This window comes from Nocardioides pini, assembly GCF_026712185.1.
In the GTDB taxonomy this organism is placed as follows: Bacteria; Actinomycetota; Actinomycetes; order Propionibacteriales; family Nocardioidaceae; genus Nocardioides; species Nocardioides pini.
This window is the reverse complement of sequence record NZ_JAPPUX010000001.1, coordinates 38,641-51,726: the sequence shown is the minus strand read 5'-3', so window position 1 is coordinate 51,726 and position 13,086 is coordinate 38,641. Positions and strand designations below refer to the sequence as shown.

General features: G+C 72.7%; 15 protein-coding genes. 8 read left to right on the top strand and 7 right to left on the bottom strand.

The window, feature by feature from the left end; genetic code table 11:
- Positions 1-33 precede the first annotated feature (33 nt).
- From NYO98_RS00280 to NYO98_RS00265, 4 genes are all read right to left on the bottom strand, one after another.
- Positions 34-624 carry a rhomboid family intramembrane serine protease gene (locus NYO98_RS00280; RefSeq protein ID WP_268109512.1) on the bottom strand — a complete coding sequence of 197 codons (591 nt, stop codon included), beginning with the start codon at positions 622-624 and terminating at the stop codon, positions 34-36.
- A 46-nt stretch (positions 625-670) separates the two neighbouring features.
- Positions 671-1,153: a PPOX class F420-dependent oxidoreductase gene (locus tag NYO98_RS00275; protein ID WP_268109511.1), complete on the bottom strand. Its 483-nt coding sequence runs from the start codon at positions 1,151-1,153 to the stop codon at positions 671-673.
- Between the two features lie 180 nt (positions 1,154-1,333).
- Positions 1,334-2,950 (bottom strand): amidohydrolase, encoded by a 1,617-nt coding sequence (locus NYO98_RS00270; RefSeq protein ID WP_268109510.1) that lies wholly within the window; start codon positions 2,948-2,950, stop codon positions 1,334-1,336.
- The gene (locus NYO98_RS00265) at positions 2,947-3,441 is read right to left on the bottom strand and encodes a nucleoside deaminase (RefSeq protein ID WP_268109509.1); all 495 of its coding nucleotides are present in this window, start codon (positions 3,439-3,441) and stop codon (positions 2,947-2,949) included. The genes NYO98_RS00270 and NYO98_RS00265 overlap by 4 nt, the downstream gene beginning before the upstream one ends.
- A 99-nt stretch (positions 3,442-3,540) precedes the next feature.
- Between NYO98_RS00265 and NYO98_RS00260 the strand changes: the two genes are divergently transcribed.
- The 4 genes from NYO98_RS00260 to NYO98_RS00245 are packed head-to-tail and all read left to right on the top strand — an operon-like array spanning position 3,541 to position 7,409.
- Positions 3,541-3,984, top strand: a complete 444-nt coding sequence (locus tag NYO98_RS00260) for an SRPBCC family protein (protein WP_268109508.1) — start codon at positions 3,541-3,543, stop codon at positions 3,982-3,984.
- Positions 3,985-4,037: 53 nt separating this feature from the next.
- Positions 4,038-4,844 (top strand): polyphosphate kinase 2, encoded by an 807-nt coding sequence (gene ppk2, locus NYO98_RS00255; RefSeq protein ID WP_268109507.1) that lies wholly within the window; start codon positions 4,038-4,040, stop codon positions 4,842-4,844.
- Positions 4,845-4,857: 13 nt separating this feature from the next.
- Entirely contained in the window at positions 4,858-6,711 is a 1,854-nt protein-coding gene (locus tag NYO98_RS00250) for a DUF294 nucleotidyltransferase-like domain-containing protein (RefSeq protein ID WP_268109506.1), read from the top strand.
- A complete protein-coding gene (locus NYO98_RS00245) occupies positions 6,708-7,409 on the top strand; it encodes a 3'-5' exonuclease (protein ID WP_268109505.1) in 702 nt (233 codons plus the stop codon). The genes NYO98_RS00250 and NYO98_RS00245 overlap by 4 nt, the downstream gene beginning before the upstream one ends.
- A gap of 25 nt (positions 7,410-7,434) precedes the next feature.
- On the opposite strand, the gene NYO98_RS00240 is transcribed toward NYO98_RS00245, so the two are convergent.
- The 3 genes from NYO98_RS00240 to NYO98_RS00230 form a co-directional block, all read right to left on the bottom strand.
- Positions 7,435-8,457, bottom strand: coding sequence for an NADPH:quinone reductase (locus NYO98_RS00240; protein WP_268109504.1), 1,023 nt, complete (start codon positions 8,455-8,457; stop codon positions 7,435-7,437).
- A gap of 71 nt (positions 8,458-8,528) precedes the next feature.
- On the bottom strand, positions 8,529-9,581 hold the full coding sequence (locus NYO98_RS00235; protein WP_268109503.1) for an aldose epimerase family protein: 1,053 nt from the start codon (positions 9,579-9,581) through the stop codon (positions 8,529-8,531).
- Positions 9,582-9,699: 118 nt separating this feature from the next.
- Entirely contained in the window at positions 9,700-10,197 is a 498-nt protein-coding gene (locus NYO98_RS00230; RefSeq protein WP_268109502.1) for a MarR family winged helix-turn-helix transcriptional regulator, read from the bottom strand.
- Between NYO98_RS00230 and NYO98_RS00225 the strand changes: the two genes are divergently transcribed.
- The 4 genes from NYO98_RS00225 (at position 10,198) to NYO98_RS00210 (ending at position 13,081) form a co-directional block, all read left to right on the top strand.
- Positions 10,198-10,671, top strand: coding sequence for a cupin domain-containing protein (locus NYO98_RS00225; protein ID WP_268109501.1), 474 nt, complete (start codon positions 10,198-10,200; stop codon positions 10,669-10,671).
- A gap of 42 nt (positions 10,672-10,713) precedes the next feature.
- Positions 10,714-11,541 carry a class I SAM-dependent methyltransferase gene (locus NYO98_RS00220; protein WP_326494418.1) on the top strand — a complete coding sequence of 276 codons (828 nt, stop codon included), beginning with the start codon at positions 10,714-10,716 and terminating at the stop codon, positions 11,539-11,541.
- A 65-nt stretch (positions 11,542-11,606) separates the two neighbouring features.
- Complete coding sequence (locus tag NYO98_RS00215; RefSeq protein WP_268109500.1) at positions 11,607-12,479, top strand: NmrA family NAD(P)-binding protein; 873 nt, start codon at positions 11,607-11,609, stop codon at positions 12,477-12,479.
- 80 nt (positions 12,480-12,559) lie between these two features.
- Positions 12,560-13,081 carry a GNAT family N-acetyltransferase gene (locus tag NYO98_RS00210; RefSeq protein WP_268109499.1) on the top strand — a complete coding sequence of 174 codons (522 nt, stop codon included), beginning with the start codon at positions 12,560-12,562 and terminating at the stop codon, positions 13,079-13,081.
- Positions 13,082-13,086: the final 5 nt, after the last annotated feature.

The window sequence follows — 13,086 nt, the reverse complement described above, 5'->3', positions numbered from 1 at the left end:
GCGGCCGTGCGCCCGTCCGGGGTTTGTTACCGATCAGTACGTGATGCTCGACTCACTGCGCTGCCGGGTGGTCAGCACCCGCGCGGCGACGAAGCCCCCGATGGCGCCGAAGAGGTGGCCCTGCCACGAGACGCCCGGCTGTCCGGGGAGCACGCCGAGGAGCGCGCCGCTGTAGAGCAGGAAGACCGCGACCCCGATGAAGATCTCGATGGTGCGGCGGTTGAGGAAGCCGCGGACGACCAGGTAGACGATCCAGCCGAAGATCAGCACCGAGGCGCCGGCGTGGGTGCTGCCCGGCTGGGCGAAGAGCCAGACGCCGAGACCGCCGACGACCCAGATGATCGCGGTGGCCGCGAGCCCGCGGGCCACGCCGCTGGCGAGGGTGAGGAAGCCGAGGACGAGCACCGGCACGGTGTTGCTGACCAGGTGGTCGAAGCCGAAGTGCAGCGTCGGCGCGAGCGCCACGCCCACGAGCCCGTCCTCGCTGCGGGGCTGGACGCCGTACGCGTCGAGCGGGTGGCCCGTCGCCGCGTCGAGGATCTCGAGCACCCACAGCAGCGCGACGAACCCGCCGGTGACGAGCGCGGCGGCCTTCCACGCGGGCTCGCGGGCGGTGGTCTGCATGCCCTTCATCGTGACAGCCCTCGTGAAAAAGGCCGCGCAGCGACGCTCAGCCCCGACGCGCGGCGACCTCGGGCGGGAAGCCGCCGGTGGAGACGGTGCCCCAGCGGGTCGGGGTGATGCGGAGCAGGGACTTGCCCTGGTCCACCATCGCCCGGCGGTACTCGTCCCAGTCGGAGTGCTCGCCGGCGATGGTGCGGAAGTACTCGACGAAGCCGTCGAGCGCCTCCTCCCCCTCGCTGGCGTCGAGCACCTCGCACGTCCCGTCGACCTGCACCCACGCGTCGTCCCACTCGTCGGAGAGGACGACGACCGAGACGCCGGGTCGCTGCCGCGCGTTCCTCGTCTTCGCGCGCTGCGGGTAGGTGGCGATGACGATCCGGCCGCTGTCGTCGACGCCGCCGCTGACCGGCGAGGCCTGCGGGCTGCCGTCCGCGCGCTCGGTGATGAGCAGCATCCGGTGGCGCGGGCGGACGAACTCCAGAAGCTCGTCGAGCCCGACCTCGGTGTTCGTCGCGATGTTGGGTGCCATGCTGTCGAGGTTACCTAGCGACGCCTGCCTCGAAGTGACTCCCCGCGGCCGCCGCTGATCGGCGAGCCTTGGGCTCACCATGAAGGCAGTTCGAGCCCGCGAAGGACAGCCTGAGCGTGCCGCCCGCCTTCGAGCCCACGAACTGCCTTCCTGGTGCTTGCGCGGACCGGCGAGCGGGCGTCAGCCGACGACGACCTCTCCCCCGATCCACACCCGCTCGACCCGGGCGGCGCCGACCTCGCCGGGGGCGTCGAAGGGGTCGCGGTCGAGGAGGACGAGGTCGGCGACCGCACCGGGCTCGACCATCCCGGCGTCGTCGCGGTGGCAGACCCACGCGGAGCCGGAGGTGTACGCCGCCAGCGCCACCTCCAGCGACAGCGCCTGCGAGGGCAGGAAGGGTTCGGTGCCCGCCCGACCGGGGTCGTCGTACGCCATGCGGTGGACGGCGACGTGGACCGCCTCGAGGGGGTTCGGGGTGCTGACCGGCCAGTCGCTGCCGGCGACGAGTCGGGCACCGGCGCGGTGGAGGTCGCCGAAGGGGTACTGCCGGCCCGCCCGCTCCTCGCCGAGGAACGGGATGGTGAGGTCGACCATCTGCTCGTCGTAGCAGGCCCAGAGCGCCTGGATGTTGGCCGCGACCTGCAGCTCGGCGAACCGCGGCACGTCGGTTTGGTGCACCAGCTGGAGGTGCGCGACCTGGTGGCGGTGCAGCGGCTCGGTGCCCTCGAGCGCGTCGAGCGCCTCGCGCACCCCGCGGTCGCCGAGGCCGTGGACGTGCACCTGGAAACCGGCCTCGTCGAGGGCGCGGACGATGCCGCGCAGGGCGGCCGGGTCGACGAACGACAGTCCCGCGTTGGTCGTCGGGTGCCCGCACCGGTCGAGGTACGGCTCGACGAGGGCGGCGGTCCCGTTCTCCGCCACGCCGTCCTGCATGATCTTCACCGAGGTCGCGGCGAAGCGCCCGTGGGAGTAGGCCTCCCGCTTCGCGACGAGCTCGGCGACCTGCTCCAGGCCGCGCTCGCGCTCCCACCACAGCGCCCCGACCACCGTGGCCCGGAGGTCGCCCGAGCGGGCCGCGCGCAGGTACGTCGGGCCGGTGTCCTGCATGCCGGCGTACGCCCCGACGATCGCGTCCTGCCAGCCGGTGACGCCCAGGGACAGGAGGTGGCGCTGGCCCTCGAGCAGGCCGGCGCGGAGCTCCTCGGCCGTCGGTGTCGGGAGCACCGCGAGCACGAGGTCCATCGCGCCCTCGTGCAGCACGCCGGTCGGCTCGCCCGAGGCGTCCCGCTCGACGCGACCGTCGGCGGGGTCGGGGGTCCCGCGGGTGATGCCGGCAACCTCGAGCGCACGGCTGTTGACCCACATGCCGTGGTGGTCGCGGTTGACCAGCGCGGCGGGGCGGTCGGCGACCACGGCGTCGAGCTCGGCCGCGGTCGGCAGCCCGCCGGGGAAGGCGGCCATCGCCCAGCCGCCGCCCTGCACCCACTCGAGCTCGGGGCGGGAGGCGGCGTACGACGCCACGTGCGCGAGGTAGGCGGCACGGTCGATCGGCAGGCAGCTGAGGTCGCACGTCAGTCGTTCGAGGCCGCCCTGCACGGGGTGGACGTGCGCGTCGGTGAACCCCGGCAGGAGCAGCGCCCCGCCGCAGTCGACGACCTCGACCCCGGGCGTGCGCAGCGAGCCGCCGACCGCCGCGACGCGGCCGTCGCGCACGAGCACGTCGCCGACGTCACCGAGGTGGCGGGAGCCGTCGAAGACACGTGCGCCGGTGAGGACGGTGTCCGGTGTGTCGGTCACCGCTCGAGGCCGCGCCGGTGCAGCTCGCGGACGCGGTCGTCGTACGGCGCGACGGGTCCGTGGACGCGCACACCGGGGGCGACGTCCTCGATCGGCAGGGCGGCGACGGGCGAGGCCGGCAGTCCCCATCCGGCCCGCCACTGCGACAGCTGCGCGGACGAGGCGGCGTACACGACCGTCCCGAGGCCGACCCACGCGTGGCCGGCGGCGCACATCGGGCAGTGCTCGCCCGAGGTGTAGACGACGCAGCCCGCGCGCTCCTCCTCGGGCACGTGGGCGGCCGCCCACTGGGCCAGCTCGAGCTCCGGGTGGGCGGTCGGGTCCGAGCCGGAGACCTCGCGGTTGCGCCCGGTGCGCAGGACGGCACCCGAGGCGTCGACCAGCACCGAGCCGAAGGCACCGTCCCCGTCCTCGAGTGCCTCCTCGGCCAGGCGCAGGCACAGCTCGAGGTGGTCGGCGGCTCCGGGCAGGTCCGGCAGGTCGCGTGGCATGGGCCCAATCTGGCCGATCCGGCCGCTCGCGGACAAGGTGCGGGGCGCGCACCCGTTCGGGCGGTCTGTCCTGCACGGCCGTCTGCCTACTGTCGAGGCATGACCACCGTGAGCCGCACCTTCGACGTCCGTCCCCAGCCCGCAGTCGTCCTCGACTACCTCAAGGACTTCGGCAACGCGGAGCAGTGGGACCCCGGCACCGAGTCGTGCACCCGCCAGGACTCGGGGCCCGTCCGCGTCGGATCGACGTGGCACAACGTCTCGAAGATCGCCGGCGTGACCACCGAGCTGACCTACACGCTCCAGCAGCTGACCGACGACCAGATCGTGCTGGTCGGCCACAACGACACGGCGCGCTCCGTGGACACGATCACCGTCGTGCCCAGCCCCGACGGGCCGGGCAGCCGCATCACCTACGAGGCCGTCATCGAGCTCAAGGGCGCGGCCAGGATCGCCGACCCGGTGATGAAGATCGTCTTCGAGAAGATCGGCAGCGACACCGAGGACGACATGACCAACGTCCTCAACCGTCTCGCCGCCTGACGCGCCGCGCCGTAGTCTCGGTGCCCACCACGCCGAGCACGAGCGGAGGGGCCATGGCCGGGGACGACGAGCGCTACAACTCTGCGGGACGCCTGCGGGGCTCGGTGTACGACGCCGAGATGGAACGGCTCCAGGAGCAGCTGGTGCTCCTGCAGTACTGGATCCAGTCGCAGGGCCTCAAGGTCCTGGTGATCTTCGAGGGTCGCGGCACGGCCGGCAAGGGCGGCGTGATCAAGCGGATCACCGAGCGCACCAGCCCGCGCACGGTGCGGATCGCGGCGCTGCCCCGGCCGACCGACCGCGAGCGCACCCAGTGGTACTTCCAGCGCTACGTCGAGCACCTGCCGGCCGCCGGGGAGATGGTCCTGTTCGACCGCAGCTGGTACAACCGCTCGAACGTCGAGTGGGTGATGGGCTTCTGCACCGAGGACGAGCACCAGGAGTTCCTGCGCAGCTGCCCGGAGTTCGAGCGGATGCTGGTGCGCTCGGGGATCGTGGTCCTGAAGTACTGGTTCTCCGTCAGCGCCGAGGAGCAGCTGCGCCGCTTCGAGGCCCGCAACGACGAGCCGCTCAAGCGGTGGAAGCTGTCCGACATGGACCTCGCCGAGCGTGAGCTCTACGTCCGCTACTCGATGGCGAAGGACACCACCTTCCGCTACACCGACATCAAGCAGGCGCCGTGGTGGGTCGTCCCGTCCGACGACAAGCGCGCGTCGCGGCTCAACTGCATCACCCACCTGCTCTCGCAGTTCGACTACGAGGACGTGGCACCGCCGCGCGTGGTGCTGCCCGAGGTGCGCGACATCCCCTACGTCCGCCCGCCGGCCCACGACCAGACGTTCGTGCCCCAGGTGTTCTGAGGCGTCGGCGACCATGGAGGTGGAGCTCGCCGAGGTCCGCGACTTCCTCGCCGGCCACGCCCCGTTCGACGCCCTGCCCGCGGCGGAGCTCGCCGCCCTGCCACGCCGGTGCACGATCCGCTACGCCCGGCGCGGCAGCGTCGTCCTCGACGTCGGCGACCGCGGCGACGGGTTGTACGTCGTCCGCTCGGGCGCCGTGGACGTGCGCGACGAGACCGCCGAGCTGGTCGACCGCGTCGGCACCGGCGAGGCCTTCGGGATGAGCTCGCTCCTCGAGCACCGGCCCGCGCGCCACCGGTGCACCGCGGTCGAGGACACGCTGCTGCTCGTCCTCGAGCCCGCGGCGTTCGACGAGCTGGCGCAGGCGCACCCGGACTTCGCGACGTTCTTCGCCGCCACCCACCACGAGCGGCTGTCCCGGGCGATCGGCAACCTGCAGCGCGCGACGTCCGGCAGCACCGCGCTCGGCACCCGGGTCTCCGACCTCGTCGACCGCGATCCGGTGACGACCACGCCGGCCACGTCGGTGCGCGACGCCGCGGCCACGATGTCGGACGCCGGCGTCTCCTGCGTCCTGGTGGTCGAGCACCTCGCGCTCGTCGGCATCGTGACCGACCGCGACCTGCGCAACCGCGTGCTCGCTGCCGACCTGCCGACCGTCAGCCCGGTGCGGTCGGTGATGACCCCCGACCCCGTCACCCTGCCCGCCGACGCGCTCGCGTTCGAGGCCCTGCTGGAGATGGTCAGCCGGGACATCCACCACCTGCCCGTCGTCGACGAGACCGGCCGCCCGGTCGGGCTGGTGACCACCACCGACCTGGTGCGGCTGGAGGACGCCGACCCCGTCCACCTCGCCGCGGCCATCGGCGGGCAGACGACCCTGGCAGGCGTCGTGGCGCAGGCGCCCCGCATCCACGCCGTCCTCGGCCGGCTGGTCGAGCGCGACGTCAGCGCCGCGGACGTCTCGCGAGTGGCCACCGCGCTCGGCGACGCCGTACGACGCCGCGTGGTCGCGCTGGTCGAGGAGGAGCTCGGGCCGCCGCCGGTGCCGTACGGCTGGGTCGTGCTGGGCTCGGCCGCCCGCGACGAGGAGGGGCTCACCGCCGACCAGGACCACGCGATCGTGCTGGCCGCCGAGCCCGACGAAGCGGGTGGGGCGTGGTTCGCCGCGCTGGCCGAGCGGGTCACGGCGACGCTCGAGCAGTGCGGCTGGCCCCGCTGCCCCGGCGAGGTGATGGCCACCAACCCGGAGTGGCGGCTGACGGTCGCGCAGTGGCGGGCGCGATTCGCCGACTGGTCACGCGAGCCGCAGCCGGACGCCGTCCTGCACACCGCGGTCTTCCACGACATGCGTCACCTCGCCGGCGACCGCGAGCTCACCGAGCAGGTGCACCTGGCCTCCGTCTCGACGGCGTCACCGCGCCTGCTCGGCCACCTCTCCCGGCAGGCGCTCTCGATGCGGCCTCCGCTCGGCTTCTTCCGCGGCTTCGTGCTCGAGCGCCACGGCGAGCACCGCGACGCCCTCGACATCAAGCGCCCGATCTCGGCGGTCGTGCAGCTGGCCCGCATCCACGCCCTGCGGTCCGGGTCGGCGGCCCTGTCGACGCGGCGGCGGCTCGCCGCCGCGGCCGCGTCCGGGACGATCGACGACGACACGGCCGCCGACCTCACCGACGCCCTCGAGCTGATGTCCTACCTGCGCCTGCACCACCAGGCGGCCCAGGCACGCGCGGCGCGGACGCCCGACAACCACCTCCGCCCCGCCGACCTCACCCAGCGGCAGCGACGCGACCTGCGAGACGCCTTCGAGATCGTGCGGTCGGCGCAGCAGCGCCTGTCCAGCGCCCTACCGCCGGGGTTCGAGTGAGGGCGCGCCTCCCCTTCCTCCGTCGCCGTCGGCGCGGCCCCGGGCACTACCCGCCGGGTCCGCTGCGCGACCTCGCGGCCGCACCTCCACCGCCCGGCACGACGCCGGTGGCACAGGTGGGCTTCGTCGCGCTCGACCTCGAGACCACCGGCCTCGACCCGCGCACCGACCACGTCCTGGCGCTCGGGTGGGTGACGGTCGCCGGCGGGGAGGTGCTGCTGGCGTCGGCGCGCGACGTCCGGGTGCGTCCCCCGTCCGGCGTCGACGTGGGGTCGTCGGCGACGATCCACGGTCTGACCGACGACGCGCTCGCCGGGGCCGCGGCCCTCTCCGACGTGCTGCCGCTGCTGCTGGGCGCCCTGCACGGGCGGGTGCTCCTCGCGCACCACGCGGCGGTCGAGGTGGAGTTCGTCGGGGCGGCCACCGAGGTGGCGTACGGCGCCCGCCCGCCGCTCACCGTCGTCGACACCCTGGCGCTGGAGCACCGCCTGCGCGCCGACGTCAACGGCGAGGTGCAGGGCTCGCTCCGCCTGGACGCGGCACGCCGTGCCCACGGTCTCCCCCGCTACTCCGCCCACCACGCGCTCACCGACGCCCTCGCCGCCGCCGAGCTGCTGCTCGCCCAGGTCGCCGAGCTCGAGGAGCGGCTGGGGCGCGAGGTGCTGCTGCGCGACCTGCTCCCCCGGCGGTCGCGATAGGTCAGCGCGCCGGGCGCGGCGCTCGTCAGGCGTCGCTGACGTCGATCAGCACCTTCCCAACCGCGCCGTCCTCGACGGCGGCGTGGGCCTCGGCGGTCCGCTCGAGCGGGTAGTGGTGCAGCGGCAGCCCGTGCTCCTCGCCGACCCCGAAGGCACCGTCGGCGAGCGCGGCCGTGATGTCGTCAGCGGCCCGGCGCAGCGCGGCCTCGCCGACCGTGTAGAGGAGCACCCACTGGAAGCGGGCGTTGGTCGAGAAGGTCTGCCGGACGCTCAACGTCACCTCGTCGCCGCCGTTGTTGGCGTAGATCGCGACGGTGCCGCGCGGCTTGATGACGCCCACGTCGAGCGTGAGGTTCTGCGCCGGTGCCACCTCGACGACGATGTCGACGCCGTCGGGCGCCAGGCCGCGGATCGCGTCGGCGGTGTCGCCCTCGCGGTAGTTGACCGTGTGGTGCGCGCCGGCGGCGGACGCGAGGCGGGCCTTGTCGTCGCTGCTGACCGTGGCGATGACGGTCGCGCCGGCCCATCGCGCCAGCTGGATCGCGGCGTTGCCGACCGCGCCCGCGCCGCCCGCGACGAGCACCGTGCGACCGGACAGCGCGCCCGGGGCGAGGCGGTCGGGCCCGTCCTCGGAGGTGGTCAGGGCCCGGTGGGCGGTGATCGCGGGGACGCCGAGGGAGGCGCCGACGTCGTACGACGCCGCGTCGGGCAGCTTCGTCAGGTGGCCGACGGGGAGGACGACCAGCTCCTGCGCGGTGCCGCCCGGGCGCTTGTGCTGCGCCAGCATCGTCCAGACCCGGTCGCCGACGGCGAGGCCGTCGACGTCCGGCCCGATGGCGTCGACGACGCCGGCACCGTCCTGGCCGGGCACGACCTCGGGGAAGGCGAGCTCGCCCATCCCGCCGGCGCGGAACTTCCAGTCGGTCGGGTTGACGCCGGCCCGGACGATCCGCACCCGGACCTCACCGGGTCCCGGCTCGGCCGCCTCGCGCTCGACCACCTCGAGGACCGAGCTGTCGCCTGTCTCGGTGTAGACCACGGCACGCATCGCGCTTCTCCTTCGTCGGGGACGTGTTCGTGGGCCCCAACGCACGGACCCCGCCGACTATGCCGACCCGGTCACGACGTCGTGCCGAAGCGCCACTCGAGGTGGGCGACGTACGTCTCCCCCGGACGCAGCGTCGCCGACGGCCACTCGGGCCGGTTGGGCGAGTCGGGGAACAGCTGCGGCTCGAGCGCGACGCCGTCGCCCTGGCGGTAGCGGCCGCCGGTGGTCGAGCGGCGGGTGCCGTCGAGGAAGTTGCCGGTGTAGACCTGCAGGCCCGGCTGGTCGCTCCACAGCTCGACGGTGGTGCGGGTCTTGTCCGAGGTCAGCTTCGCCGCTCGACGCAGGCCGCTGCCCCGGATGACGAAGTTGTGGTCGATGCCCCTCGCGTCGACGACCTGCGGGTGCTCGGTCCTGACGGCTGGACCGATCCTGGTCGGCGCGCGGAAGTCGAAGGGGGTGCCGTCGACGCGCGCGTGGCCGCCGGTCGGGATGCCGGTCGCGTCGACAGGGGTGAACTCGTCGGCCTCGACGAGCAGCTCGTGGCCGTCGATCGTCCCGGCTCCCTCCCCGTCGAGGTTGACGTAGGCGTGGTTGGTCAGGTTGACCACCGTGGTGGCGTCGGCGGTCGCCTTCATCGTGACGCGCACGGTGGCCCTGTCGACCCGGTAGGTGACGCGGGTCGTGACGGTGCCGGGGAACCCCTGGTCGCCGTCCTCGCTCACCAGCGTCAGCACCAGCTCGTCCGCCTGGTGCGACTCGACGCCCCAGAGGCGTACGTCGAACCCCTCGGGCCCGCCGTGGAGGCTGTTGCCCCGGTCGTGGGTGCGCACCTCGACCGCCTGACCGTCGAGCGTGAAGCGACCCCCGGCGATGCGGTTCGCGTACCGCCCGATCACGCCGCCGATGTAGTCCCCGCTCGCGAGCCGCTCCTCGACGTCGGGATGACCGAGCACGACGTTGCGCCGCTCGCCGTCCCCGCACGGCACCACCAGCCGGTGGACGGCCGCGCCGAGGGTGAGGACCTCGACCACGGGACCGGGCTCCGCGCCGATCGTGAGCAGGCGGACGTCACGTCCGTCGGGCATGCTTCCGGAGCTCACGTCGCGGGTCGGGTCCTGGGTCACGGGGACATCCTCCGGCATGGACCGCCGACTGAGGGTTCGTACGGGTCCGAGCGGACCTCGGCCCCGGCGCCCGCACTCCCGCCGAGCACCGACGACGCGAATCGCGACGGATGACCCATCAGGTGTCCCGGCGTGACGCGAATGTCCGTTGCACGAGGTCGAGGTCCTTGCGGAGCTGGAGGAAGCGCTTCGTCCCGAGGAGCTCGGCGATCTGCTCGTGCAGCTCGGGAACCAGGCTGCGAGCGACGCGGTAGACCTCGCGGCCGCGATCGGTGGGCAGCACGAGCTTTGCGCGGCGGTCGTTCGGGTCGGGAACGCGCACCACGTAGCCGCCCGCCTCCAGATGCGCCACGAGCTCGCCCATGGCCTGTTTCGTCATCGTGGCGCGCTCGGCCAACGTGCTCACCGTCGTGCCGCTGTCATCCAGATGCTCGAAGACGCTGCTGTGGGCAGGTCGGAAGTCGAGGAAGCCGTGGTCGACCAGGCGCTCGGGCACCAAGGCGTTCAGGGTGGCGTACGCCTCGCGGAGCTGGACGACGATGTTGCGCGGCCCGTCGTCGCGTTCAGGCGCACCGCGCACGTTGACATCGACATGCTGCCTGTCTATGTTGGTCACATGGACATGCTACCTGTCGAAATATCGCCCATGCCGGAGACGCTCCGCGTCGGTGCCGAGGAAGCGGTCGTGCTCGCGACCAGTGCCGAGACTGGCGGTGACCTGTTCGCCGTCGAGCTCCGGATGCCCCCGGGCGGAGGGCCCCCGGTCATGCACCGGCACGCGCCGAGCGAGGTGTACCGGGTGCTGTCGGGCGAGTTCACGTTCTACGTCACCACCTCCGACGGCAAGACCACGAGGCGCACTGCGGGCGCGGGGCAGACGGTGGCGTTGGCCGGGAACACCCCCCACACCATTCGCAACGAGTCGACCGAACCGGCCGTCGCGTTCTGCGTACATGCTCCGGGCGCGGCCATGGAGGGGTTCACGCGAGCCGCTGCTGCGCTGGCGGCCACGGGCGCGCCCACGATGCAGGACGTGCTGGAGGTCGCGAAGCAGAACGGGATCGAGCTGTTGGGTCCCGTGCCTTCTTGACGTTCACGACCTACCTAGTGAGGGACATTGACCAACTCGGACGTGCACGTGACCAACGTGGACCAGGCGAACGCATGGGACGGCGACGAGGGGGAGCTGTGGGCAGCACGCCACGAGCAGCTCGACGCGGTCCTCGGGCACTACCAGGCGGCGTTCGAAGGAGCATCTGACATCCGACGTGGTGACCGGGTCCTCGACATCGGGTGCGGGACGGGCGCCACGACCCGTGCCGCAGCCAGAGCTGCTGGCGAGGGGAGTGCGTTCGGCGTGGACCTGTCCTCGAGCATGATCGACGTGGCGCGGGGCCTGGCCGCGCGCGAAGGACTGACGCGTGCCACGTTCGCCCGCGCCGATGCCCAGGTGCACCCCTTCGTGCCGAAGGAGCACGATGCGGTGATCAGCCGCACGGGAGCCATGTTCTTCGGACAGCCCGAAGAGGCGTTCGCCAACATCGCGCGATCCATGCGCTCCGGGGGACGACTGACTCTTCTGACGTGGCAGCCACCCGCAGCGAATCCCTGGTTCGGCGCGTTCGCGTCCGCGCTGCTCGGAGTGGTGCCGGCACCTCCTCGGGGGGCGGCTGGACCCTTCTCGATGAGCGACCCGGACGACGTGAACGGCCTGCTCGGGACGACAGGCTTCTCCCGCATCGAGATCACGGGGCTGACGGGGCCGACGACGTACGGGCGCAGCATCGACGAAGCCCAGGAGCTGCTCACGGGTCTGCTCGCGTGGATGCTCCAGAAGCGCCCACCTGCAGATCGACCCCGAGCGCTACAGGCCCTTCGCGACACGCTGGCCGCTCATGCCGGCCCGGACGGCGTGCAGTTCGACTCGGCCACGTGGCTGGTGGCCGCACGTCGCGACTGAGCGGTCGGCCGCTCACGGGACAACGACACCGCACGCACCCACACCCACCAGAGAGCAGGACCCGCATGACCATCCTCGTCACCGGCGCCACCGGCACGATCGGCAGCCGCCTCCTCGACCTCCTGTCCGACGAGGGTGTCCGCCCCCGCGCACTCGTGCGAGACCCGGATCGAGCAGCCGGGGTCGTGCGCGACCGCGCTGACCTGGTCCAGGGCGACCTTGCAGAACCCGCCAGCGTGCGCGCTGCCCTCGCAGGCGTCGACCGCGTGTTCCTGGTCTCGGCCAACGGTCCCGATCAGGTGCACCACGAGCAGGCCGTCATCGATGCAGCATCCGCCGTCGGCCTGGATCGACTCGTGAAGGTGTCGGCGAGCGGCGCGCACCCTGAGGCGTCCAACGCCTTCTGGCGGGCCCACTCCGAGGTCGAGGCGTACCTGGCGGCCACTGGGGTGCCCAGCGTGCTCCTTCGGCCGACCTTCCTCATGAGCAACCTGCTCGCAGCCTCTACCCCGATTCGAGAGCGCGGCCTCCTCCTGGCGCCGGCAGGCCACGCGCGGATCGCGATGATCGACCCGGGTGACGTTGCCCTGATCGCGGCACGGGCACTGCAGGACTCCGACTTCGAGCCAGGGGTGTTGGAGCTGACCGGGCCCGCGGCAGTCACCCACCACGAGGTCGCGGCTGCACTGACGGCAGCAACAGGACGGCACGTGAGCTATGTCGACGTGACTCCACAGGACGCCGTCGCAGGGCTGGTGTCGGCTGGCGTACCCGAGGCGGGCGCACGAGAAGTGGTCCGTGTGTACGACTCGCTGCGCCGCGGCGATCAGTCAGTCCCCACCCACAGCGTCGCCAGCGTCACCGGCCGGGCCGCGACACCGCTCGCTGAGTTCGTCGCGGCCCACGCCAGCGCGTTCACCGAACGGGTGGCCGGCTGACTCCCGTCCACCCGTAGCCCCGGGCTCGCCACGAAGGCGCGGACACCTCCTCATCCCACGAGCACACAGGACACACAGGCATGCCTCCGTACGACATGGCTTCGTGGGCCTTGACCACGCCGTCACCGCACCATGCCCCCACGATCGCCGGTTGGCACCCCATCGACCCGGCCGTGGTGCTCGAGTGGTGGGAACCGGACGACGTCCAGCCCTGGCTGCTCGTCGACCCGGAGGGACATCCCGTCGCCTACGGCGAACTGTGGGACGACGAGGAGGAGAACGAGCAGGAGGTCGCCCGCTTGATCGTCGACCCGAACCGCCGAGGGAACGGCGTCGGCGCCCACCTCGTCGAACGACTCGTCGCCCTGGCCCGAGCCAGTGCCCGATCCTCCTGCTTCCTGCGCGTCGACCCCATCAACGACCGCGCTCTCGCCCTGTACCGGCGAAGCGGGTTCCGCGAGGTCGATGACGTACAAGCTGCTGCGTGGAACCAGGGCCAGCCCGTCGCGTACCGCTGGTTGGAGCACTGCGATCCGCCACCTGCCGAGCGCCACGACCAGGCGACGCCGTCGCCCCGCGCGTCCGGTGCCTCGATGGAGTGACGTCG

Excerpts from the sequence above, each read along its gene's own strand:
- NYO98_RS00280 (WP_268109512.1), bottom strand. The coding sequence starts at position 624 with ATGCAGACCACCGCCCGCGAGCCCGCGTGGAAGGCCGCCGCGCTCGTC.
- NYO98_RS00275 (WP_268109511.1), bottom strand. The coding sequence starts at position 1,153 with ATGGCACCCAACATCGCGACGAACACCGAGGTCGGGCTCGACGAGCTT.
- NYO98_RS00265 (WP_268109509.1), bottom strand. The coding sequence starts at position 3,441 with ATGCCACGCGACCTGCCGGACCTGCCCGGAGCCGCCGACCACCTCGAG.
- NYO98_RS00260 (WP_268109508.1), top strand. The coding sequence starts at position 3,541 with ATGACCACCGTGAGCCGCACCTTCGACGTCCGTCCCCAGCCCGCAGTC.
- ppk2 (WP_268109507.1), top strand. The coding sequence starts at position 4,038 with ATGGCCGGGGACGACGAGCGCTACAACTCTGCGGGACGCCTGCGGGGC.
- NYO98_RS00250 (WP_268109506.1), top strand. The coding sequence starts at position 4,858 with ATGGAGGTGGAGCTCGCCGAGGTCCGCGACTTCCTCGCCGGCCACGCC.
- NYO98_RS00240 (WP_268109504.1), bottom strand. The coding sequence starts at position 8,457 with ATGCGTGCCGTGGTCTACACCGAGACAGGCGACAGCTCGGTCCTCGAG.
- NYO98_RS00225 (WP_268109501.1), top strand. The coding sequence starts at position 10,198 with ATGGACATGCTACCTGTCGAAATATCGCCCATGCCGGAGACGCTCCGC.
- NYO98_RS00215 (WP_268109500.1), top strand. The coding sequence starts at position 11,607 with ATGACCATCCTCGTCACCGGCGCCACCGGCACGATCGGCAGCCGCCTC.
- NYO98_RS00210 (WP_268109499.1), top strand. The coding sequence starts at position 12,560 with ATGCCTCCGTACGACATGGCTTCGTGGGCCTTGACCACGCCGTCACCG.